Source organism: Shewanella sp. BJSY2023SW007, assembly GCF_047314525.1.
Taxonomy (GTDB): domain Bacteria; phylum Pseudomonadota; class Gammaproteobacteria; order Enterobacterales; family Shewanellaceae; genus Shewanella; species Shewanella chilikensis.
Genome location: NZ_JBKORL010000101.1, coordinates 59,787 through 82,339 on the forward strand (window position 1 = coordinate 59,787; position 22,553 = coordinate 82,339).

A 22,553-nucleotide genomic window follows, 5' to 3' on the forward strand; every position below is an offset into this window, starting at 1 on the left:
TCAAGCAGTATCGACTTGTTACTTCACCACCAACACGGGGCAGCGAGCCTTGTTGGCCACGGCCTCGGCCACATTGGTGCTGAGAAAATGGGCCAGGCCACTGCGACCATGGCTGGCAATCACTATCATGCCAACATCGGCAGACTCGGCTTCGGCCAGGATCTCATCAACCGCGTCACCGCGGCGAATAACAGTTTCAATCTTCAGTGGGCTTTTCAGCTTGGCCAGCAACTCATGCATCTTCTCGGCCGCAGCCTTCTCCATGGTTTGCGCCAGTTCTTCCGGAGTGATGATCAACAGCTGATAGTTTTCATCACCGAAAGGCTGATCGACCACGTGCAAAATTCGCAGCCCCACATGGTAAAGATTAGCCATTTCAATAGCATATCTCAATGCGCTCGCGGCTGTATCACTGAAATCAGTGGGCCAGAGGATATCTTTGTTACGCATAGCGACCTCCTTGACACGACGGGCATCGACTAATGAGATACCTGCCGAATAATATCAACAAGTTATATTGCAAAACTTTTAAACACCCTATGAATACTTTACTCCATTTAACCGCTACCGTAAGCCTGTTGTCGATTTTTTTTACCCCAGCTTACGCCGAGAATGCTGCCAGTCTGGTAGAAGAAGCCAAGGCGCTGCAACAAGCCGGACAAAGCCAGCAGGCCAAACCGCTCTTTGAACAAGCCGCGGCCCTTGGCAGCAGCGAAGCCCACTTCATGCTGAGCTACAGTTATTCCTTACCTTTGGCCGAAGATATAGCCCATTTAAGCCAGGCGGCAAGGGCCGGTCACCCCAAGGCCTTCTATTACCTGACAGAGCGTCTGTTGACCCGCGGCGGCTCAGCAAACAGTGCCGACCCGCGCAGGCTGGCCGAGGTGTTAAAACAGTATAGAAGTCACCATCCGGACTTTAGCTTCGACTATCAAACCACACTGGATGCCTGCATCTATGCCGGCAAGCCCGACTTCAATCGGCTCAATGCCCTGAGCGCGCCCTTAGCGGAAGGCTATAGCTATCGTTTGTGGCAACAGGCCGAGAATCTCTCCAAACTGCAAGATGGCAACAATTATGATCGCCAGGTGCTGCAGCTCATCTGCTATGGCGCCGAGGTACCGGCCGAGCTGGATATCGCCGTCAAAGACAGGCTCAAAATCGCCTCAAATGCCAAACAGACCACTGAATTTGATCTCTGCAGCGCGATTACCAGCATGGGAATGGGCTTTTGTGCCTCACGGGAAGAGCAGCGACAGGAGCAACAACGCCTCGCCAAACTAGAGCGGATCAACCAAAGTATCAAACAACGCCTGGGGCTAGCGCCGCTTAAATTGCTTGAGGCGGCCAACAGTGCGTTCGAGCTGTGGTTGCAAGCGAAAACCTCAAGGGAGGAAGGCCACGGCGGCAGTGGTCGCAGCGCCTTTATTATCGGCTCCCAGAGCGAGCAGAGACAAAACTATCTGGCACGTTTGGAAATGCTCAGTAACGAAGAGCAACTGGTGAGCACTTTCCCTGACTTTGCCGGCGCCGACAAAGAGCTCAACCAGGTTTACCGCGCCTTGATGAAAAAACTGCGCCCGGCGGATGACCCCGAACTTTATATGTTTGAAGTGACCCAAGAAGACCTTCGCGCGGTGCAGAGGTTGTGGCTTAAATACCGCGACAGCAATGCGCGCCTATTTGCCGCACTTGAAGGCTCCACCAGTGAGCAGGAATGGCAGGCACTCTTGACTCAAGAGCGTAGCGAGCAGCTCAAAAGCCTGTTGGAATGGCAATAAAAAAATGCCCGCGCCTCCTCACAGGCGGCGGGCATTTCATGGCAAGGCAGTCTAGTCTTTCAGCCAGTCGATGGCATCGAGGCGGTCAACAAAGAACTTCATGTCCCCTGGCGTAAACCAGTCGGCCATCTTGGTCATCCATTCCTGCAAACTGGTATTGCCTATAATGGCAATCTTCTCGAAATGGCGTCCATGTTTGATCCCCAACTTGAGATCGTCCCACATGGCTCTGGCTTCCCAACCATCCATCTCGGTAACATCCAGCAAAGCGTAAATATCCGGATCCTTCACACCGGATATCGCCGACTCCAGCATAGGCACCATATATTCATAGTCTTCATGGGTCAGTTTTCCCACGGCTTTCATGGTGACAAAGAAATCGTCATCACCATAACGCTCAATTCCGATTGAAATACCATGCATGTTCAAGCTCATCATCAATTCCTTATGTCAACGATTTCAAAAACAAGGCCCCATCTATTCGATTTCAGTCTAGTTGGCGGCCGTGACGCATTCTGTGATCCATATCAAATATAGCCGGGTTATTGCCAATAGGCGCAGACTGAACTAACATCAGACCGACTAATCAGTCGGTTATTTTAAAGACAGCCTAATGGCTGCCAAAGGAGGCAATATGTCGCTTGTTAACCCAGAGCCGCTCACAGTGGAGAATCAGCAACTGCTGCAAAAATTCACCGTGCAGCGCCAGGCTTTCAGTGCCGCCCCCATGCCAAGCCTTGGCGAGCGCAAGGCCAAGCTCAAGGCATTAAAACAAGCCTTGCTGAAACACCAACAGGCCCTCACAGATGCACTCAGTCGCGACTATGGCCACAGGTCGACCGACGATAGCCTGATCTCCGACATACTGCCGGTCGTTACCCAGATCAACTACAGCCTCAGGCATCTCAAAGGCTGGATGAAACCCAGTCGCCGCCATGCCGGATTATTGCTGGCCCCGGCCAGCGTCAGGGTGGAGTACCAGCCCAAAGGCGTGGTGGGCATCATAGTGCCGTGGAACTTCCCTATCATGTTGTCCTTGAGTCCGCTGGCCACTGTGATTGCCGCCGGTAACCGCGCCATGTTGAAGCTGTCTGAATATACTCCCCACACCAATGCCGCCCTGCGCTCCCTGCTGGCCGAAGTCTTCGATGGCTCCGAGGTCTGTGTGATTGAAGGGGAAGCCGAAATAGCCGCCAGTTTCTCCGCCCTGCCCTTCGATCATCTGCTGTTTACCGGCTCGACTCAGGTAGGGCGCCATGTAATGCGCGCGGCGGCCGATAATCTCACCCCTGTGACTCTTGAGCTGGGAGGCAAGTCCCCTGTGTTAATCGCCCGGGACATGCCCATGGAGACAGCGGTAGAGCGCCTCATCTATGGCAAGTGCCTCAACGCCGGGCAAATTTGTGTCGCCCCCGACTATATTCTCTGCCCCAGTGGCAAAGAGGCCGAGTTTATTAGCGCCTATCGGCACCGCTTCCAGCAGTTCTACCCCGACTTTGCCAACACCCCGGACTATGGCCAGATAGTCAACGAACGTCAGGCCGCCAGGCTGGTCGCCCTCCTGGAAGATGCCACCGCCAAAGGGGCACAGGTATTTGCAGCCGACCGCGAGCAACCACTCCGCAAATTGCCCAGCGCCGAACAGCGCAAATGGCCCACCTTGCTGCTGACCAAGGTCAGCGACGATATGAAACTGATGCAGGAAGAGATCTTCGGCCCTTTGCTGCCCTTGGTCAGTTATCAAGAGCTGGGGCAGGCGCTCGACTATATCAAGGCGCGCCCCAGACCTTTGGCCCTGTATCTGATGAGTTTCGATAAAGAAGTGCAGCAAAAGGTATTGTCCCAAACCTACTCTGGCGGCGTCTGTATCAATGAAACCGTGTTTCATGTGGCCGCCGACGATGCCCCCTTCGGTGGCATAGGCCCGTCCGGCATGGGTCACTACCACGGCCAGGAAGGGTTTCGCACCTTCAGCCACGCCCGCACTGTGCTGTCCCGGGGGCGACTCAATACCGGCAAACTGGTGCATCCACCCTACGGCAAGGGGATCCAGAAGCTACTGTTGAAGGTGTTTCTCAGATGAAGCGCAGCAGAGAAGCAACCCGGGCAATAAGCGGCAAACAGGACAAGAAGCAGCAGATCCTGGGCAGCGCATTGCAACTGTTTGTCGAGCAAGGTTTCTATGCCACCTCGACCGCCAGCATAGCCCGCCATGCCGGCGTCGCCACGGGCACCCTGTTCCATCACTTTGCCAGTAAAGAAATCCTGATGGACCAGCTATTTCTGGCTATCAAGACAGAGTTTGCCGACGCCATTTCAGCAAGCTTGCCAAAGGCGCCGGCAAGTATCACTGAATTGCCGCTGCGGGCAGAAATGCTGTGGCAGGCCGGGCTGGATTGGGCACTGGCGCAGCCTCTGAAGCTGAGTTTCTTTGTGCAATACGCCATGTCACCCAGTGTTAGTAAAGCGGTCAGGCAGCAGGCAATGCATGGCATTCTCGGCTTTATCGCTGAACTGTTGGAGCAGGGCATCAACCAAGGGGTATTGGCAGACTTACCCAGAGAGCTGTTGCTGGAAACGTGCCACAGCCAGTTCCTGGCGGCGGCGCGATTCTTCTGCAACCAGCCTCAGAATGCTACCAGAGAGGCCAGAGACGCCAGCTTTCGCCTGTTCTGGCGCGGTGTGGCAGCCTAGCCCTTCAGAGTCAAAACCCCGGAAACCAGCCTCCTGAAATCGGCCTTATGAAATGAACCAGCTGAAATGAACGCCCTTGAATTAGTCAAACAAAGGGCCCGCAATTGCGGGCCCTTCTTTTTAAAAATCAACAAACTGCGGTTTACCTATCGCTCAAGCTGTTGCTCTCTCGCTCAAGCTGTTTATCCCTGACTCAGGCTGTTGTCGCCCGAAGCCTCGGCGCTCCAGTAACCCATGCGGCTCCCCTTATCGATAAGCTCGGAGACCGCCAGTTCTATCGCCTGCAACACACAAAACTGTACCGGCTCATTGGTGGTAAAGCCCACTTCGGCCTCGGCCAGGCGGTTCAAACTGGTGTAACGGAACAGGCCGGCACGCATCTCCTGAGAGAACACCCGCTTGGTGGTATTGACCGACATCAGCACTTTACCTGTGTGTACATCAACCGCCCTGAGATAAATGGTCACCTGATCTTCCCGGTACAGCTCAGAGGCGCCTATACCGTAGTATTCCACGCCGCTGCCGCCGGTTTCCACGTTGGTTTCATAGCTGATGATCCCGCCTTCCAGAAGCAGCCTGGCATTGGTCAGGGTCGGCACTTCATTATTGCGCCCCTGCTGCTTACCTGAGATCTTGCGCTCGGTCAGCAGGTTCTGCAGCCCTTCCCGCTCCACAGGGGTAAACCACCTGGAGTCCAGCAGAGTCTGCACCAACATGGAAGTAGCCCCCTGGGTCACTGCGGTCGAGAAGGAACTGACATTGGCCTGGGGCTTATATTGCCCGGTCTGATCCCGGAAAGAGTAAACCGCAACCGGGATAGGAAAACGCGGCCCGGGACGCGACTGCAGCGCCTTCATGGTTTCACTCAAGGGATTTACCTGGGCCTCATTGATATTCAAATCAGGCTTGGGAACCAGGCTGCAGCCCCCCAGTAGTAACAGTGAAACCAGTGCCAGCCACCTCATGGATTACCTCCATAGATAGGCATCTCTATCACAGTAACTTCGCCGGAAAGCAGGTTGGTAATAGTCAACATCACACCGCTGCCGGTGGAGGCAACTTCGACCCGGTAGTCCCCAGTATCATAAACGCCGTCTGTGATATCACCGTCGGCCACACCGCGGGTGATGGAGTTGATAATGTTACGCTCCAGCGACTCCTTGAAGCGGGTAACAAAATCCTTTTCATTGCCGGCGACCTGATTGTCATTTTGGGCCTGGGCCTTGCTCAGCAGAAACGAACCGTTGAGAGGGTTACCGCCAAAACTGGGGTTGATTGGGGTATAGACCAGTTCGGTGGTCTGCCCCGAAAAAGCCAGCAAGGCGCCGGCTGCGATTAACATCCTGAGTGTCATTGTGCTTGCTTCCTAAATTCCATCCCAATGGGATCCCAATTCCCCTGTCATGGATTGGGCTCTGACCGAGGCGATATAATCTATGGTCAAGAGAATCGCCTGTTCGGCCCGCTCCTTGATGGGACTGGCTCTGCGGCCAAAATGGGTTTGGTAAATACGGGTACCGTTAACCTCCAGTGTCAGCAAGGTGCCGGCCTGAGGGAAAACCGTTTCGTAAAGGGTGACATTGAATCCCTGGGTAAAGGGCAGATCCCGCCAATACCCCGAGTAGTAAAAACCAAAATCCTTGCCAAAGCGGGTCAGGGTTCTGTCTATGACCAAGCCACTGATCTCTATGTCATCCGCCTCGGCTGCGGCCAACGCCGGAGCAGACGGAAGTGTCAGCATCAGTAAGCACAAGATACAGCGCATGGATAACAAGACAGAGTGCGGCATTGTCCCCGAAAATTCCCTTTGTTGCCTGAAAAGGCCATTCCTTTAACAAGAGCATTACATTAACAGCAGCGCCGGAACCGAGTCACCCGCCAGCGACATATTTACCTGAAAAATAGCTATTTCGGCTGAGTCGAGAACCGTTGAAAATCACCCGAAAGTATGACTCACTGTTGCGGTAACCATAGCTGAACCAGCAAGCCACCATCCTGACGGTTTTGCAGGCTGAGACGACCGTCGTGAGCCTCGGCAATCTCCCGGCAAAGCGCCAGTCCCAGGCCACTGCCCTGAGGCTTGGTGGAATAGAAGGGTAACAGCGCCTGCGACAACACCTCCGCTGACATGCCACTGCCGCGATCCATCACGCAGATACTGACGCCGGCAACCGGGTCGGCAGCATCGCTGCGCCAACCGGAGCGGCCGGCTATCTGTAGCTCAATCTCCTCAGGCGCCGAGCCGGACTCATGGGCGTTTTTGAGCAGATTCAGCAACACCTGCTCCAGCTGCACCTCATCGGCCAGCAAAGTCAGCGTAGGGGTCTCGTGGCAGACAAAGGCGTAATGCTCAGCCAACTCAGGCAGCAAGCGGGCCCATGGAATAACTTGTTGCCTGGGGCTGGGCAGTTTGGCAAAACGGGCATAACCCTCGATAAATTGCCCCAGATGATTGGTGCGATTTTCTATGGTATCGAAGATCAGGCTCAGCTTGGGATCGCGGTTCTCCGTGGTCAAGCGCCGACCCGAGTTGACCATGGAGGCAATAGGCGCCAGCGAGTTATTGAGTTCATGACTGATTACCCGGATCACCTTTTTCCACACCGCCACCTCCTGGCGGTTGAGCTCACGGGTCATCTGCTTGAGCAGCAGCAACTGATGCTGCTGACCATTGAGGTTGAACTGGCCGCGACTCAGGTGCCAGCTCTGGTTTTCGCCTTCCGGCAAGCCGAGATTGAACAGGCCATCGCGCTCACTCTCCAGCATTTGACGCATCTCTTCGCTCACCTTGGCTTTGAGCTCAGAGAGGCTGCTTCCTTCCAGGCCTTTCCTGGCATTGAACAGATGTTTGGCGGCGTCGTTGGCATAAATGATATGACCCACGCTATCGCACAGCAGCATGATATTGGGCGAGTTTTGAATGACCTTATCCAGCAGCAATTCCCGCTGGTAAATATGCTGCCGCTCCTGCCTGAGCCGGGCCGACGCCTCGTTGAACAGTTGAGCCAGTCTATCCAGCTCATTGATGCCGCTGTCCGGCAACGAGACACTAAAATCTCGATCAATCAGGTTAAGCATGCCGATTTCCAGCCCCGCCAGGCTGTCACCCAGGGTTCGGGTCAACCTAAGCCCTATGCCCAGCGCTGCCAGCAATCCTGCCACCACCGCCAGCCATAACCATTCAGGTCCCAACCACAACAGACAAAGCCACCCGAGCAGCAAACCCAGCAAGGTGCTCAGCAGCATGCCCAGCAGCAGCCTGTGTCTTAGACTGAGTCCTCCTGTCATGCCTGCCTCTTGCCGTCGATACCAAACTTCTCCATCCGCCGATAGAGCGCCTGACGGCTGATGCCAAATGACTTGGCAACCCTGGCGATAACGCCGCCGTGCTCAGCCAGCGCCGCTTCTATTTCCGCCTTACCCGGCTCCTCTGCCCCGGCTGGTTGGCCATGGCTCTGTGGAGCTTGGCCGACACTTGAATCCAAGATAGTTTTCGAGGCGGTTGCCGCTGCCAAACCGAAATCACTGCAGCTCAAGGACTCGCCGCGACTCAGCAAAACCGCGCGTTTACAGGCGTTCTCCAGCTCGCGTACATTGCCGGGCCAGTCGTGGGCCAGCAGTGCCTCTTTGGCACTCTTGTCCAACGTAAGGCTCTTGCTCAGCGCCGAGCTCTTGTTCAAGGCCGCGGCCGCGGCGGCACAAAAGTGTTCCACCAGCGGCAAGATGTCGTCTTTGCGCTGCGCCAATGGTGGCAATGCCAGTTCCACCACATTGAGGCGATAGAAAAGATCCTCGCGAAAACGGCCTTCGATAATGTCCTGGCGCAGATCGGCGTTGGTGGCACTCAGCAGCCTGACCTTGACCTTACGGGTCTGGTGGCTGCCCAGGCGTTCAAACTCGCCCGTCTGCAATACCCGCAGCAGTTTTATCTGCCCGGACAGCGGCAGGTTGCCTATCTCATCCAGAAACAGGGTACCGCCATCGGCCGCTTCGAAACGGCCGATACGGGCCTTGGTGGCGCCGGTAAATGCACCGGCCTCGGCGCCAAACAGCTCGGCTTCCATCAACTCCATCGGCAAGGCGCCGACATTGACCTTGATAAGCGGCTTGTGTTTCAGCGGCGAATTGGCGTGCAGTATGTCCGCCAGTTTATCCTTGCCTGCGCCATTGGGGCCGGTGATCAGCACTGAGACATCCGAGCGTGCCAGTTGCAACGCCAGATCAACACAGCGCTCCATGGCAGCGCTGGCAAATACCAAACCACAGAGATCGGCGCCGTCGAATGCCGCCTGCCGTTGCTGCTCACGCTGCTGCAACTGCTGGTTATCCTGTTGCAGCTTGTAGAGGGAAATCAGGTTGGCGACACTGTTGAGCAACTTGTTGTCATCCCAGGGCTTGGCCAGATAATCGGCGGCCCCGGCCTTCATCAATTCCACTGCCATTTCCAGCTCGGTCCAGGCAGTGAGCAAGATGATTGGCAGTTGCGGCTGGCGACTGCGCAAGGCGTGAAACAGCTCCCGCCCTTCCTCCCCCGAGGTGGTGTCGCGGCTGAAATTCATGTCCTGGATCACCAGGCTGACCTCTTCTTGCTCAATAAAGTACAGCGCCTCCTGAGGGCTCTGACAACTGAGCGGCCGGTAACCAGCAATTTCCAACATCAGCGACAACGCCTGACATACGGCCTGATTGTCATCGACAACGAGTACAGTATCCATCATGCCTGCTTGTTACATCCTGTTATATCTATTGTAAAAATTATGAGTAAAACTAACCTAAAGCTGCCGCCAACGCGAGCCAAACTGCATGAGCCATGCCGTCGACTCGAATGGGCGGCAGGCGGTTCAGACGCTGCGGGTCGCCATTGCCGGTGAGATATTCGCCGCCCTGCGGGCAGGCAATACCACAGCCACTGTCGTCACCAGCAACATGCCCACCACTGTCAGCAGCGGATAGATGAGGTCGAGCTGTGGCAGGTCATAGTGCTGCATCAGTTGTTGCCCCAACACCACGGCAAGACAAGCCCCCAACAGCCCTCCGGCGATACAGATAAGGTAGTTTTCCGTCAGAAACAGACTCAGGATATCGGCCTTGGTGGCCCCCAAGGCCCGCCGGGTGCCAATCTGTTTGGTGCGGCGCTGAATGTTGAACATCACCATACCGGTCAGACCCAAACTGGTGATCAGCAGCAGCAAAATCACCATCATGGACAGTACGCTGACCATGAGCTCGTGGTCACGATAGGAGCTTTGCTTTACTTCCTGGATGGATTGGAAATCATCGATCACCCGATTGGGGTTTTCCTTCATCAAGGCCTCGAGGATCTGCTCTTTCAACGCCTTGTGATGCTCGCTCGGCGCCCGCACCATGTAGAAATGCCCAGTGTAATCGACGTTCTGGATCAGGCTGTACTCGAGATCTTTGCTGTCCACCCAGGCACCCTGCAGTTTGTCGACCACACCTATCACTGTGACATTCTCGTCCCTGTCGGCCCAGAGGGTCTTACCCACGGCGGACTCGCTGGGCCAAACCTCATCGGCCAGCGCCTTGCTGATGATCACCAGCTTATTGCTGCCGTTAACATCATCATTAATCTCGTTGGCGTAGAAGTTACGCCCATCCACCAACTTGACCCCCAAGGTTTCCAGGGTGTGCTCTGTCCCCAGGTACATGGCAAGCTGAGGCGTCGTCTTGGACGTTTCCGGATCCGGCCCCAGATTCAGCGTGGTGGACCAGCCACTGCCACTGAGCGGCAACATATTGGTGGACGTCGCCGTGACGACATTGGGCAGGCGGCGGAGGATCTGCTGGTCGACCTTGTTCTGCAGCTTGGTATCTATATTGGGGTCGAAGTTGTAGACGGTAAAGGCCAAGATCTCCTGCTCGGCAATCCCGGAATCACGCTGCATCATGGTCAAACGTTCATGGATAATAAAGCTGGCATTGGCGACTATGGCCACCGATAAGATGATCTGCATCAGCAGTAGTATCGGGCCGCTCTTGCTGCGCATCAGGCTGCTGAAAACCGGTTTAATATTTAGCATAGTCAATCCCTTACTGGCTCTTGAGGTAAACGCTTGGTTTAGTGCGGCACACAACCCAAGCCGGATAAAGACCCGCCAACATGGCGGTACCTACCGCTATCCCGGGGGTGATAAACCACATACTCAAAGACAGGTGCGTCAGCCCTTCGGCAACCCCGAAGCGCGCCGACAGGCTATAGAGTGCTCCCCAGGCCCAGGCGAGGCCGAGAAAACCACCCAACAGCCCAATCACGCCCACCTCGACCATGTATTGAGAGAAGATCTGCCCGCGGCTGGCCCCAATGGCGCGGCGCACGCCAACCTCGGGAGCTCGCTTAAGGAACTTGGTCAGCATCAACCCCAGAATATTGACCAGGCAAACACTGAGAAACAGTATGCTCAGCCCCACCAGAATCTTATTGTCCTCGGGCACTACGTGATTTTTCTCCAGCCAGGCGTCTACATCGGACAGCTGCGCCGACTCAGAGGGAGACTTGCCATCGGTAAAGCGCCCCAGTTCTTTTTGCTGCTCGACATACTGAGCGAGGAAGTTCTTATAGGCGGCTCTGTCTTCTGCGCTTGGCAGATCGACCCAGTACTCGAGCCAGACTTTCTCTGAAACCAGTCGGTCCTGATAGTTGTCCAGACGCTCATACTTCCAACCTGAGACATTTCCCCAAACCGGAAACTCTTCATGGGCGGCCAGCGAAAACGGAATATACACCTGCTCGGCACTGGCAAAGGCGCCGCTGGTAGGATCGTAATACTTGGGCTGAGGGTTCCAGTCAGCTATCACGCCCACCACCTGAAAGGGTTTGCGGTTGAGATAGACCGTCTTGCCGACGCTGTTCTCGCCGCCAAACAGCTTCTGGTTCAGCTTTCTGCCGATAACCACTTGATAGGCCGCTTGCTCGTCCACTGATTTGTCCCAAACATTGCCATAGAGAAAAGGCACTTCGAACAGCGAGAAGAAGCCGCGGTCTGTCACCCTGACGCCCTGCAACATGGGCAGAACTTCAGGGGCATCCGTTTGCACCGCCATACCACTGCGGAACATGGCGGCCTGCGATTTGGGGAGCTCCCCCTTACGCAGATTCATGGCATCCTGAAAAGTGATCAGCGAGTTAAACTCATCCCAGGAATCGGGTCCCTGGCTCCACAGCTGCACTGTGTTGAGTTGCTCGGCGCGATCCCCGGCCGGATTGAAGGACATCATGCTGTACACGTTCAGCGTGGTGATGGTGATCCCTATCCCCACAGAGATGGCCAACACCATCAACAGCGACAATATCGGCGTCTTTTTGATGCTGCGCCAGGCCAGGTCAACATAGTAAATAAACATGCTCGCGCTCCTTAGCTGGCCACTTGTTCGGCCACATCCAGCTGCGGCGCCTGTTCGGTTTGATAACGGCTGAAGTCACACACCTGGCCATCCACTATCTGGATATTGCGCTGGGCGCGGCGGGCCAGCTCCGGGTCATGGGTTACCATAATGATGGTCGTGCCGGCCTTGTTGATCTCCTCCAGCAGTTCCATCACCTGGCGGGCCATCAGGCTGTCCAAGTTACCCGTAGGTTCGTCGGCGAGCAGGAATCTCGGCTCCCCGGCCAAGGCGCGGGCGATGGCCACCCGCTGCTGCTGACCACCCGAGAGTTGTGAGGGCAGATGCTTCATCCTCGCCCCCAGGCCCACCTGCTCCAGCGCCTGCTTCACCCGCTTCTGGCGCTCCTTGGCGCCAAAGCCGCGATAACGCAGTGGTACTTCAACATTCTCTGCCAGATTCAAGTCGGGGATAAGGTTAAAACCCTGAAAGATAAAGCCAATTTTCTCATTGCGAATGGCCGCAGCCTTGTTGTCATTCAGGTTGGAGATATTGACATCATCAAGAAAATACTCGCCATGGGTAAAGCCTTCGAGCAGACCGGCGATATTGAGAAAGGTGGTTTTACCCGAGCCCGACGGTCCGGTCACGGCAACAAACTCCCCCTCTTTCACCGACAGATTGAAATCCCGTAACGCATGGGTTTCCACTAAATCCGTTTTGAACACCTTGTTGATATTTTTCATGGTTAACATGGTTTTAGTTCCTTATTTTTGCGTTATTCGGTGGGTTATTTTAGTTTCGTCAGGGCAGACAGACATTGCCCAAACCACTGGCCCGGCGCCATCGCGGCATGGCTGAAATCGGCAACTTGCCCCGGCTCGGCCGACACAGAGTTGACTGTGGTGGCTTCGATAAGATTGAGTCCCAGCAGAAACCAGTCCGAGGTATCTCGGGTATAGATCAGAGTCGCCACCAGCAACAGCAGCAGAGCCAGGGCCGCCACCAGACGTTCGGTGTTGAAGTTTTCGGTTTTCATTCTTCTCTCCTCAGCGAACCAGCACTTGCTCGGCGTCATTGAACAGATCGATATTGGAAATCACCCATTGGTCTCCCACCTCGCCGCCTTCCAGCACCTCGATATGGCTCATGCTGCGGGCGCCGAGTTTGATCTCGGTGCGCTCGGCTATATCCCCCTGGAGACGGTACACCAGGCGGCCACCGCCACTGTTCACGAAGGCGCCGCGCTTGACCATCAGCACATCGGCACGGTTTTCCAACAAGACTCTGGCCGACAGGCGCTGATTTTGCCTCAGGTGCAAAGCGGTATCCTGCTGGAACCGGACCCGGGTAGAGACTTCGCGGTTACGTACTTCGGGGGAGATGGAGGCCAACTTGCCCATCACCATCACGCCGCCGAAGTTGAGTTCCACATCCATCCCCAGCCCCAGTTCATCGGCGTAGGTTTCCGGCACAGCCAACTCGGCCTCGAAGGCACTCAAGTCCACTACGGTCAGGATCGGCTGGCTCTGGGCGATACGGGCTTTTTGTTCCGTCAGCCAGTTACCTATAATGCCGCCAACAGGGGCTGTGATGTTCAGTGCTGCCACCTGACGTTCCAACTCGGCTACCACCAATGCCTGACGATTGACCTCGGCCGCCTTGTTTTGCAGCTCAAAGGTCAGGGTGTCTTTCATCAGTGCGGCTTCCTGCTGGGCATGGGCATACTGCAGCTTGGCCTTGTGCAGCTCATCCTTGCTCTTCTCGTAATCTATCTTGGAGATCAGGCTGGTTTCGATCAGTTGATCGCCGCGGCGGCTCTCCCTGTCTGCTGCCTCCAGATCCACCTTGGCCATATCCAGTGTCTGATTCGCCTTGAGTTGATTACGTCGGGCGTCCAACTTGGCCCGCTCCAGGGCACTTTTCATCCCATCGAGCAGGGCCTGCTGCTGCTTGAGGCTGTTGGTCAGGCTGTGGCTTTCTATGGTCGCGACCACCTGGCCCTGCTCGACCCTGTCCCCCGGATTGGCTATCAGAGTCACAGTGCCGCCTTCAGGGCTGTAGAGGATTGGCGCGTTGGCGGCGACTATTTTGCCTGTAGTGGCGATATCCCTGGTCAGAGTGCCGCGCTCCAGAGTGGCGAAGCGCAGCTCACTGCGATCTATGGATTCACTGACACCGCTGCCACTGACACTGGCCCACACCAGGCCCGACAGCAACAATACTGCCGCGCCCAGGGTAGCTGGCCACTTGAGGCGACGCGCTAAACTCGGCGCCACTTGCTTGTCTTGTCCGCTGGTATCCTTAATCATCCCGTTTGTTCCTCAATTGAGCTTGTGACCATCTTGTTGCAACTAGGTTTACAAAGCTTGTGCCAAGTTTAGATAGTCATAGTTATCAATTGGTTGGAAAGCAGTGGAGATTTTATTTGTGTCCGCGGACAAGCGGATACTGTCCGCTTTCTGCAAAAGTGTCCGCCAGGCGGACACTTGGGGAAATCCGACTTCGACAGGCCCCGGCATGCCTTCAGTCAGATGCCTTGAATGCCAATTGCTGTGTAAGCCACTCTCTACAAAATAGAGTGGCGCGAGGACTTATTCGCACCTTCCTTGGGATTTAATAACAGATGAATAAATAGAGGCCGGGCTTAAAACGCCTGCAGCAGGATGACCAGACTGGCGCCGAAGCCGGGATGATGATTGTCATAGCCGCTGCCCTTCGCGGGCCTTGTCGAGCACCTTGCAGATGGCCTCAACACCTTCCAGCGCCCTTGGGGTAGCCCGGTGCAGGAGATCGGCGTTAAGTGTGTAGATTTGTTCCATTTTCACTGCAGGGATCTCCTGCCATTGGCTCCAGTCCAACCGCTTGCCATCGCCCTTTTCATCCGTCTTGATGATCACCTCGGGTTGACTGAGAAGCACATTTTCCATACTTACCTGAGGATAGGGTGAACTGCTGTCCTTGAAGACATTGTTGCCATGGCAGACTTCCAACAACTGCTGGATCCAGCTGTCCTGGGCCACTGTCATCAAAGGCTCGGACCAGAGTTGATAGAACACCTTGATCTCCGGCTTGGCGGCATTGTCCCGGCGCAAAGTTGCCAATTGTTGCCGGTAGTCGGCAGCCACTTCCCCGGCCCGCTGTCTGTGGCCGGTGAGGCGCCCTAGCTGTTCCAGCTCTTCGGCAATGCCTTCCAGGGTCTTGGGGTCACTGCCGTAAATGCGATACCCAAGCTTGGTCAACTGTTCGATATCTTCGCTGCGGTTGCCCGTATCCCAGACCACCACCAGATCCGGATTCAGCTCTATCACTCTTTCTATCTGTATGCCGTAGTAGCCGCCTATGCGGGGAATGGCCTTGGCGGCCTCGGGGAAATCGGCATAGTCTGTGGTGGCTACTATCTGCTCCCCCGCGCCAATGGCAAACAGCATCTCCACCGCATGGGGAGAGAGCGCCACTATACGCATGGCCGGCCTGGCGCTAACGCTTTTATTGACCGCTTTGTCGGGCGACTTGGCCTGGGCGACAGGGCTCAGAGCCAAACTGCAAAGCAGGCAGAGTATCAGTCGGTTCACCTGGTTTCCTTGGTTATTCACAAAATTGCTTCAAGCATACCTCAAGCAAGTTGTGAGTAAAACGCGCGCCCCAGGTTCTGCGACCGCAAAAAGCACACCATTTGACCAATAAAAAGTCAGCCAATGTTCAGTTTTGAGACGGCGCAAGTAAAACTTGTTAAACATTGGCATCACAGGTTGACCGAGAGTAAATAATTAATTTTAATACCCTGTTTTTATATATAGTTACAGAGCACCAAGGAATACAAGTGCGCCTCTTTTTTGTCCTGATATTTTGCTGTTTCGGCCTGCTTGGCGGCTGTAAAAGCACCCCATCCGCCCCCGAACCTCAACCCGTGGATCCGCAAAAACTGGCGCTGGAACAAGCCTTCAACGCCCGAGGCTTTACTCTGTCAGCACTGGATAACATCAATTATCTGGGTGCCAGGCAGTGCAGCAACCTGGAGCTCCAGGCCCACAGAGGCTCGATACGTTTTCCGGAAAACTCGCTGGAAGCCGTCATAGATGCCCTGGATAACCAGTTTGATGTGATTGAAATCGACGTGCGCCTGACCCGGGATGATGTCTGGGTCATTCATCACGATGGCCGCACCGGACGCGAAACCGGCACCATAGACAATAAGCGCCGCAAGATAGAGTCGATTCGCTATGAGAAAGAGTGGGGCTATCTGCGCCAACGGGACATGCAAACCGGCGCCCTCACAGATACAGTACCGCCCAACTTTCGCCAACTGGCGCAGGTGTTCAGCCGCTATGCCCATAGCGGACAGAAGCTGAATATTGAGATCAAGAGTCGCGCCGGCAGCCGGGATCTGGAGATGCTCGACTATCTGGCCTTCAGTATCATAGGCCAGGGGCGCTACTTCTACAGCAGTCTGGAGCTGGAAAACCTCAAAAAAATGAGGAAGATAAACGACGCTGTTTTCCTGTCCTTTATCCAGAGCCCGGCCAAGGCCTCGATGAACAAACTGGCGGCCGATATGAAACGCGGCGCAGGTCAAGATCCCATCTTTTTGCGTAATCAATCCATGCTGGAGGATATTCAGGGTTACGCCAACCGCCGCTACCGGGAAAAGCGTTATGACTCCTCGGCCGGACTCAATAAGCTGAAAAAGGCGCTCAAGTCCAACTTCGGTATCGCCCTGGACATACGCCACTATCGGCGAAACGCCCAAGGCTTCAAGTCATTGGCCCATAACCGCGGCATTCCTGTGGCCAGCTATACCATAAATGGTCATGATTACCACGAACAGAGCCTGCTGGGGCTCAAGCGCAGTCAACTACCCGACTCTGTGATTATCGACGACAGTCTCTATGGTTTTTGCAGCCGCTTCGCCCTGCCGCCCATGCTGCCTTATCAAGGCAGCACTGAGCTGACCCGCAAGCTGGCCACGCTGCCCAAGGATCTGGATCTCTCCAAGCTCTCTTTGCTGGAAACCTACTGGCCCAACGGCCTGTATCCGGCGGTGGATGGCAAACTGAAGTCCTTCAAGACAGGCGCTGTGGCCAATAAAGGCAAGGCGTCCGAGTCTGGCGGCGGCTTTGTTCCTGTGATCATGAAAACCCAGGCCGGCCCCAGAGAAAACCAGACCCAAGTAGACCTCACCGCAGATGACGCAGTGAAAATAGAGCTGCGCCGCAGCGAGCAGCAGTGAGGAACCAAGGATGAAAAAACTGTCCTGGCGGGTATTTTTCCTGCTGCTGAGCGCCGCCTATCTGATCCCAGAGGCCATCTTCAACGCCCAACTGGTTTCTTTGGTGGGCTTGGGCACACCCAAGCCCGAGCAACTCGAACACCTGGAGATTTACGGCCGCACCATTTCCGGGATAGGTGTGACCCTGCTGCTGGCCGATCTCTTGCCGGCGCGGCTGTTCAAAACCGGCCTGAGAGGCAGCCTGACCCTGTTGCTGCTCACCTTGTGCGTCTGGCCCAGCGTGTTTTTCGGCCAGAAATACCTGATAGAGCAATGGTTGATTGAACCCTCTACCCCGGAGCAGCGTCAATACGCGGCCTACAGCGCGGCGCTGCGTGATGCCCTGGCGGTTAACGCGGTCGAAGTCGAAGGTCTCAACTACGACCCCAAAGAGCTGCACAGCTCTGAAAACCTGACCTTTCTGGCCCTGTTCGGCGGCCTGGCCTATGCCGACCACAACCTCACCGACAACCTGGATGATTACAAGCAGAAGATCATTCACAACTTCGTGCAAAAGCGGGCCTATCGCGACTTTGACCAGCACTATCACGACTTTGGTCAACTCTATGATGAGCTGTCGGCCAGCTATCGCAGTTATGCCGAAGGCTCCAACCGATACAACCAGACCCTGGCGGGGATCCCGGAGCGGGAGATGGGTTACTGGCAAAACATAGAGCAGGAGGTCAATCAGGGATGGGGCAAGTATCAACAGGCGCAAAAGGCCCATGTGGCCAAGGCCGGTGCCAGGGCCCAGGAATACGGCCCCAAGATCTTCTCCTACCATGAAGACACCAACCGCTGCCAGGAACGCTACAAAAAGTCGTCCCAGAAAGAACGTCGCTATCAATGTATAGAGCGGGAAAACGCCCGCTACAAGACAATGATCTCCAAGGCGGGGCTCGGCTACATAGATCCCAACTACTGGTTGATAGTCGAAGATATCAGCACAGGCGAAAACCTGCTGTCCAGCGCCCTGTTCGGGGTGATGACAGCCGGTGTCGGCACCGCCATGCAGGCGCTGAGCCTGGCTACAGGTGGCGATGGCGGTCTTAAGGATAAACGCTATAAGTACACAGACGATCCGGATCATTACCAGCGCCTGTTCTTGGCCCATCCCAAGTTCCAGGCGATGTTTGAAAAGGAAACCGGCTATCCGTTCAACATAGGGTCACTGGCCGACTTCAGGGTGCATCCTGTGACTCAGGTGAAACTGCGCCGGGCCCTCAAGGCCAAGGGGCTGAAACTGCCGAACAGCTGGCATATCAACAATCGTCCGCTGTTTAGCCAAAGCGTGGCCAAAACGGTTAAGGCCGAAGCCGATGCCCGCTGGCAAAGCGAGATGCGTAAACGCGGTTTGGACTTGCCTATCAACTTAAGTTGGAACGCCTTTCAGTTGCATCCGCAGATCCAAAGCAAGATAGCCGCACGCATGGGCGATCTCTATGTGCCTAACGTCCGCGCCGACTGGAACCAGGCCAACTTCAAACGCCATGTGCTGGATCCCAACATCCAGAAGCGTACCCAGAGTTACCTGCAGATGTTGGCCGAGTCGGAACGTGAATTTGCCGATGGCGGCCGCTATGCCGAGCAAGGCAAGCAGGCACTGCGATCTGTGATTATTCCGCCCATCTCCATGTCACTCAGCCTGTTTTTGATCTGTATGACCTTTATCAAACTGCCGCTGAAGACGCTGCAGCTGTTCCGCCCCGGCGCGAGTCAAGCAAATGGCAGCGAAGACAGTACCGGCATAAATGAGAATGCCAATGAAAGTGCCAAGTCCGGCAAACGCCGCTGGCTGGCATTGACCGCCAAGCTGTTGCCGCCCCTGTTGCTGCTGACCTTGCCGGTGCTTTTGGTGCAAAACCGCTACACCCAGGATGATACCAGCCCGGTGAACTACTTCCTCACCAAGGTGGAACAGTCCGGCAATATCGGCTTTGCCTACGCCCTGCGCTGGACACTGCACGCCCAGCCGCTACTGCATCCTTTGGGGCTGAGCTTTGAGCAACACACGGGTATCTATCAGGCCTTCTCGCCGCTGGCGCATTCACTGGCCAAAATAGACTTGCTGCACAAGAGCACTCCAGCGCCACTCAAGGCCAGCGAGCTGGCACCGACCGAGACACGCCTCAAGGTCGAAACCAATGTGAACAACGCAAATATCAGGATCATGAACATCGGCCCCAAGTATCACCCTGGGATCCGGCTTAAACCGGGCAACTACGATGTGCAGGTAAGCGCCCCCGGTTATCAGACCTACCGCAAATGGCACAGCCTGAATGGCGGCGAACAAACACTGACAATCCGTCTTTTACCCAATTGACAAGGAAACTGAATGCACCATTGCAATCAACCCATTTATGCCAAGGAAAACTTCTGCGGTCACTGCGGAGAGTCCCTGCCTGAGCAGCCCAAACTGAAGAACATTGAGGATGTCGCCCCTGAGATCCTAAAAGATCTTAAACCCCACTATTCCGGCGCCAGGACGTTCACCGGCCGGGTCAACTCCAGTTTCCTCTACAAGCGGCGCCGGGTAGACAGTGGCAATAACCTCACCTACAGCTACTGGTGGCTTGAGCTCGAAGACAAGGACGGCAACATAGAGCGGGTCAGTGTCAATGCCGAGAACAAGTTCTACGACCAGCTTCGCCGCGGCGATGTGCTGACCTTGTTTTATCCGACAGATTACACCCTGAATTACCGCATCGAAGGTAAAGACGCCAAACGCCTGGTCAGCCATAACCATATGGCTCCGGCCGCTATCAGTCATGAAGCCGACGGTCAACGCTCCACCATAGTGCCCGACTATGAGCCGGGTAGCCAATCCAGCGCCTTCTGGTGGCTGCTGCTGGGGATTGCCAGCGCCTTGTTGCTGTACTTTGGTGCCAAGCAACCCACAGAAATCGCTATCGGGGTGGCCGTGGTCCTGTCTGTGGTGTGTTTCATTCTGGAACGTCAACGCAACCAGAAGAAGCACACCAGGGAACTGCGCCGCTACGAGGCGCTGCAACTGGCGATGAAACGCCTGTTGTCTGTCACCCAAGAAGCGCTGGGCTACCATATCGCCCAGCGGCCGAGAAAAGACTCGGATATTTTCTGCTTCAAATGCCAGAGTCGCATCGACGGCGAGCACGGCTACTGTGTTCAATGCGGCAGCTCGCAGCAGCAAGCACCGGCAACGGCCGCCAACAGCCTCAGTGTCCGCGATGAGGAAGAGGCCATGATGCAGCAATACAGCCTGAGTTACCGTGAGCCCTATCTGCACAAACATGTCTTGGCCAGCGATGAAAAGGGTGAAGTCAGCGTTTCCTGCATCATGGGCAAAGTGCTCGACAGAAGTGCCAGCGCCAGTGTCGATGACTTCACGGTCACCACCACAAAAACCACCACCACAGACCATTATGTGGGTAACAGATTCTCCCACAGCACCACAGACACTGAAACCAGCAGCCATCGCAGCCGCAGCTCCAACGTTGATGGCGAAGTCTTGCTACAACTGGCCGATGGCGAAGTGCGGGAGATGCGCTTCGGCGAAGATCTGCTGGGGGATCTGGATGTGGGCGACTGGATGGTTTACGCCAGCTCAAGAGCCAAAATGGGCGTTGATGACTATAACCGTGAGTACGCCTACAACCTGACCAAGAACAAACGCTATAACAACACATCTTTCCAGCAATACGGCAAGCTCAACGGCGCAGGCACTTGGATCTTGTTGGCGATTGCCGCCTTGGTCTTCAACTTCTGGGGTCCGGATTATATCTGGTATCCGCTGTTCGATATGCTCTACTTCCCGCTGCTGGATCCCATCTACAGCACCTCCTTCTTTAGACACAACCTGACCCTGGTGGTGTTTATCATGGTCAGTGCAGTGCTGCTGGTTTGGACCCTGCTCTACGGGCGGCGTAACCAAGAGCGTAAGCGTAAACTGCTGTCACGCCTGACCGACCATATCGACGGTTTTACCCGCGCCATCCCAGAGTTGAAGGAAAAGCTTAAACGTATGGGCTAACGCCGGTTTATACTCCCCCAAGCCACCTCACGAGGTGGCTTTTTTGCCCCAGAGAAAAATATAGAGAATTGAGAATGCAAGTAGCCTATATAAACGAAGACATGAATGAAGGGGATTCACTATTTAGTGCGGTCGATATTCGCTCGTCACTTTATGATGACAATGACTTTATCCCAACAAGTTGTCTGAATGAGATTGTATGGCAGGACACTGACATCCTCGATATTGAAGCGTTGGATTTAATCAGAGGGGGCGCTTTTAATGTTACCAAGGAGATAGCCGAATTAATCATGAGCTTTGACCCTTACGGGGTCGAAGTCTATCCCTCCAAGTTAACCTGCGCCGGCACAGGTGTTTTAACCGATCGTTATATACTGGCAGTAGACAACTTGGTGGATGCCGTTGATACCGAAAACAGCATCAAAATAACCAAAGCTACCAGCCGGTTTTTCTTATCGGCTGAAAAAATCAACAAACTTCCCGAAAGTAAAAGACATGTATTCAAGCCGATAGGAATGACGAAAACATTCTTCTCTATTGAACTACTTGAAGCCCTCATACGCCTGGACGAGGAAGGAAAGATAAACACCAGCATTGTGGCTTTCTCATTTGATACATCCGAAGAAGCACCTAGAATATAAGCCTTTAAAACGGATGCGCCTGGCTATGAATCCCACTAAGAATGCCGCTATGAATATAACCATGAATGATTACGCGCTGCTGTCCAGACAATCTCTGGCTGAATTTGCATTCCAGCCAACCCCGAAATCCACAGTCACTCTTGAACCAGACCTGCTTCTGGAAATAACATTCTCCCCCAAGCTTTTTATTGTCAACGATATAGCAGAGAGAATCGCGGAACGGGTCCAACATGGTGTCGAGTGGCTGGACGCAAGGGTAGATTGCTCACCAAGCCAACCATCAAAAGATCAAATAAAAGTATTTGAAAACTTCCGTATGCCGTACATACACCAGACTTATCGGCTAACTAATGAAGAGAAGCAATATGGCAAGTTAAACTGGTTGGATTTGGAAACCGCAAAGCTGGATTTTTCACGCCTGGAAGGTGTCCCACTTGAAGAGCGACTAATATTTAAGCTTGAAGAGGATTTCGGTTACCTGTTTATCCATAACAGCGTGGTAGCTTTGCTTAAAAAGCATGTAAAAACAGTTTGGGTAAGAGATGTATAAAAAACACGTTTATGCATTAACAACTGCCTATTGATGCCCCCTGGTATGACTTTTTTCGACCCGCGAATTTCTTTCGCGGTAATTTGCCTTGCTATAACCCAAAGTTGAATATCAAGTACAAAATAAACAAGAGTATTGCCCATATAGCCAGTTTGAAAGCCGCTCTGATTTCAGTGATTAGCGCTGCCAACTCTGAATGATACAGGGAATGACGTTCAGCTTTTCCAAACAAGATCCCCATATACAGATCATAGTTGCCTAGTTGTTG

General features: G+C 54.6%; 21 protein-coding genes. 8 read left to right on the forward strand and 13 right to left on the reverse strand.

The window, feature by feature from the left end; all coding sequences use genetic code 11:
- Positions 1-18: 18 nt before the first annotated feature.
- Entirely contained in the window at positions 19-450 is a 432-nt protein-coding gene (locus ACMHXE_RS18245) for a universal stress protein (protein ID WP_101057589.1), read from the reverse strand.
- A gap of 89 nt (positions 451-539) precedes the next feature.
- Between ACMHXE_RS18245 and ACMHXE_RS18250 the strand changes: the two genes are divergently transcribed.
- Positions 540-1,781: a lysozyme inhibitor LprI family protein gene (locus tag ACMHXE_RS18250; RefSeq protein ID WP_157823000.1), complete on the forward strand. Its 1,242-nt coding sequence runs from the start codon at positions 540-542 to the stop codon at positions 1,779-1,781.
- A 51-nt stretch (positions 1,782-1,832) separates the two neighbouring features.
- On the opposite strand, the gene ACMHXE_RS18255 is transcribed toward ACMHXE_RS18250, so the two are convergent.
- Positions 1,833-2,216, reverse strand: coding sequence for an STAS/SEC14 domain-containing protein (locus tag ACMHXE_RS18255; protein WP_101057592.1), 384 nt, complete (start codon positions 2,214-2,216; stop codon positions 1,833-1,835).
- Between the two features lie 199 nt (positions 2,217-2,415).
- Between ACMHXE_RS18255 and ACMHXE_RS18260 the strand changes: the two genes are divergently transcribed.
- Together ACMHXE_RS18260 and ACMHXE_RS18265 are read left to right on the forward strand one after the other, a co-directional pair.
- Positions 2,416-3,864, forward strand: a complete 1,449-nt coding sequence (locus tag ACMHXE_RS18260; RefSeq protein ID WP_413733002.1) for a coniferyl aldehyde dehydrogenase — start codon at positions 2,416-2,418, stop codon at positions 3,862-3,864.
- Positions 3,861-4,475: a TetR/AcrR family transcriptional regulator gene (locus ACMHXE_RS18265; RefSeq protein ID WP_101057595.1), complete on the forward strand. Its 615-nt coding sequence runs from the start codon at positions 3,861-3,863 to the stop codon at positions 4,473-4,475. Before ACMHXE_RS18260 ends, ACMHXE_RS18265 begins: the two co-directional genes overlap by 4 nt.
- A gap of 182 nt (positions 4,476-4,657) precedes the next feature.
- On the opposite strand, the gene ACMHXE_RS18270 is transcribed toward ACMHXE_RS18265, so the two are convergent.
- The 11 genes from ACMHXE_RS18270 to ACMHXE_RS18320 all read right to left on the reverse strand — a co-directional run bounded on the left by ACMHXE_RS18270 (position 4,658) and on the right by ACMHXE_RS18320 (position 15,283).
- The gene (locus ACMHXE_RS18270; protein ID WP_101057597.1) at positions 4,658-5,440 is read right to left on the reverse strand and encodes a CsgG/HfaB family protein; all 783 of its coding nucleotides are present in this window, start codon (positions 5,438-5,440) and stop codon (positions 4,658-4,660) included.
- Entirely contained in the window at positions 5,437-5,829 is a 393-nt protein-coding gene (locus tag ACMHXE_RS18275; protein ID WP_071237368.1) for a curli assembly protein CsgF, read from the reverse strand. Before ACMHXE_RS18275 ends, ACMHXE_RS18270 begins: the two co-directional genes overlap by 4 nt.
- A gap of 12 nt (positions 5,830-5,841) precedes the next feature.
- The gene (locus ACMHXE_RS18280) at positions 5,842-6,264 is read right to left on the reverse strand and encodes a curli production assembly/transport protein CsgE (RefSeq protein ID WP_373297561.1); all 423 of its coding nucleotides are present in this window, start codon (positions 6,262-6,264) and stop codon (positions 5,842-5,844) included.
- Between the two features lie 164 nt (positions 6,265-6,428).
- Positions 6,429-7,763 (reverse strand): sensor histidine kinase, encoded by a 1,335-nt coding sequence (locus tag ACMHXE_RS18285; protein ID WP_101096181.1) that lies wholly within the window; start codon positions 7,761-7,763, stop codon positions 6,429-6,431.
- A complete protein-coding gene (locus ACMHXE_RS18290; RefSeq protein ID WP_413733032.1) occupies positions 7,760-9,190 on the reverse strand; it encodes a sigma-54-dependent transcriptional regulator in 1,431 nt (476 codons plus the stop codon). The genes ACMHXE_RS18285 and ACMHXE_RS18290 overlap by 4 nt, the downstream gene beginning before the upstream one ends.
- A 126-nt stretch (positions 9,191-9,316) precedes the next feature.
- Positions 9,317-10,516 (reverse strand): ABC transporter permease, encoded by a 1,200-nt coding sequence (locus ACMHXE_RS18295; protein ID WP_144131552.1) that lies wholly within the window; start codon positions 10,514-10,516, stop codon positions 9,317-9,319.
- Positions 10,517-10,526: 10 nt separating this feature from the next.
- A complete protein-coding gene (locus tag ACMHXE_RS18300) occupies positions 10,527-11,837 on the reverse strand; it encodes an ABC transporter permease (RefSeq protein ID WP_101096183.1) in 1,311 nt (436 codons plus the stop codon).
- A gap of 11 nt (positions 11,838-11,848) precedes the next feature.
- Positions 11,849-12,571 carry an ABC transporter ATP-binding protein gene (locus ACMHXE_RS18305; RefSeq protein WP_101096184.1) on the reverse strand — a complete coding sequence of 241 codons (723 nt, stop codon included), beginning with the start codon at positions 12,569-12,571 and terminating at the stop codon, positions 11,849-11,851.
- A gap of 35 nt (positions 12,572-12,606) precedes the next feature.
- Positions 12,607-12,855 carry a hypothetical protein gene (locus ACMHXE_RS18310; protein ID WP_101096185.1) on the reverse strand — a complete coding sequence of 83 codons (249 nt, stop codon included), beginning with the start codon at positions 12,853-12,855 and terminating at the stop codon, positions 12,607-12,609.
- Between the two features lie 10 nt (positions 12,856-12,865).
- Positions 12,866-14,128, reverse strand: a complete 1,263-nt coding sequence (locus ACMHXE_RS18315; protein ID WP_025008866.1) for an efflux RND transporter periplasmic adaptor subunit — start codon at positions 14,126-14,128, stop codon at positions 12,866-12,868.
- Positions 14,129-14,518: 390 nt separating this feature from the next.
- Positions 14,519-15,283 (reverse strand): cobalamin-binding protein, encoded by a 765-nt coding sequence (locus tag ACMHXE_RS18320; RefSeq protein WP_413733033.1) that lies wholly within the window; start codon positions 15,281-15,283, stop codon positions 14,519-14,521.
- A gap of 356 nt (positions 15,284-15,639) precedes the next feature.
- On the opposite strand from ACMHXE_RS18320, the gene ACMHXE_RS18325 reads away from it, so the two are divergent.
- The 5 genes from ACMHXE_RS18325 to ACMHXE_RS18345 all read left to right on the forward strand — a co-directional run bounded on the left by ACMHXE_RS18325 (position 15,640) and on the right by ACMHXE_RS18345 (position 22,285).
- Positions 15,640-17,046: a glycerophosphodiester phosphodiesterase gene (locus ACMHXE_RS18325; protein ID WP_226564979.1), complete on the forward strand. Its 1,407-nt coding sequence runs from the start codon at positions 15,640-15,642 to the stop codon at positions 17,044-17,046.
- Positions 17,047-17,056: 10 nt separating this feature from the next.
- On the forward strand, positions 17,057-19,408 hold the full coding sequence (locus ACMHXE_RS18330) for a PEGA domain-containing protein (RefSeq protein WP_413733007.1): 2,352 nt from the start codon (positions 17,057-17,059) through the stop codon (positions 19,406-19,408).
- A 12-nt stretch (positions 19,409-19,420) separates the two neighbouring features.
- Positions 19,421-21,094: a hypothetical protein gene (locus tag ACMHXE_RS18335; protein WP_101096188.1), complete on the forward strand. Its 1,674-nt coding sequence runs from the start codon at positions 19,421-19,423 to the stop codon at positions 21,092-21,094.
- 74 nt (positions 21,095-21,168) lie between these two features.
- Complete coding sequence (locus tag ACMHXE_RS18340) at positions 21,169-21,735, forward strand: imm11 family protein (protein WP_101096189.1); 567 nt, start codon at positions 21,169-21,171, stop codon at positions 21,733-21,735.
- 25 nt (positions 21,736-21,760) lie between these two features.
- Positions 21,761-22,285 (forward strand): hypothetical protein, encoded by a 525-nt coding sequence (locus ACMHXE_RS18345; RefSeq protein WP_380660314.1) that lies wholly within the window; start codon positions 21,761-21,763, stop codon positions 22,283-22,285.
- Positions 22,286-22,553: the final 268 nt, after the last annotated feature.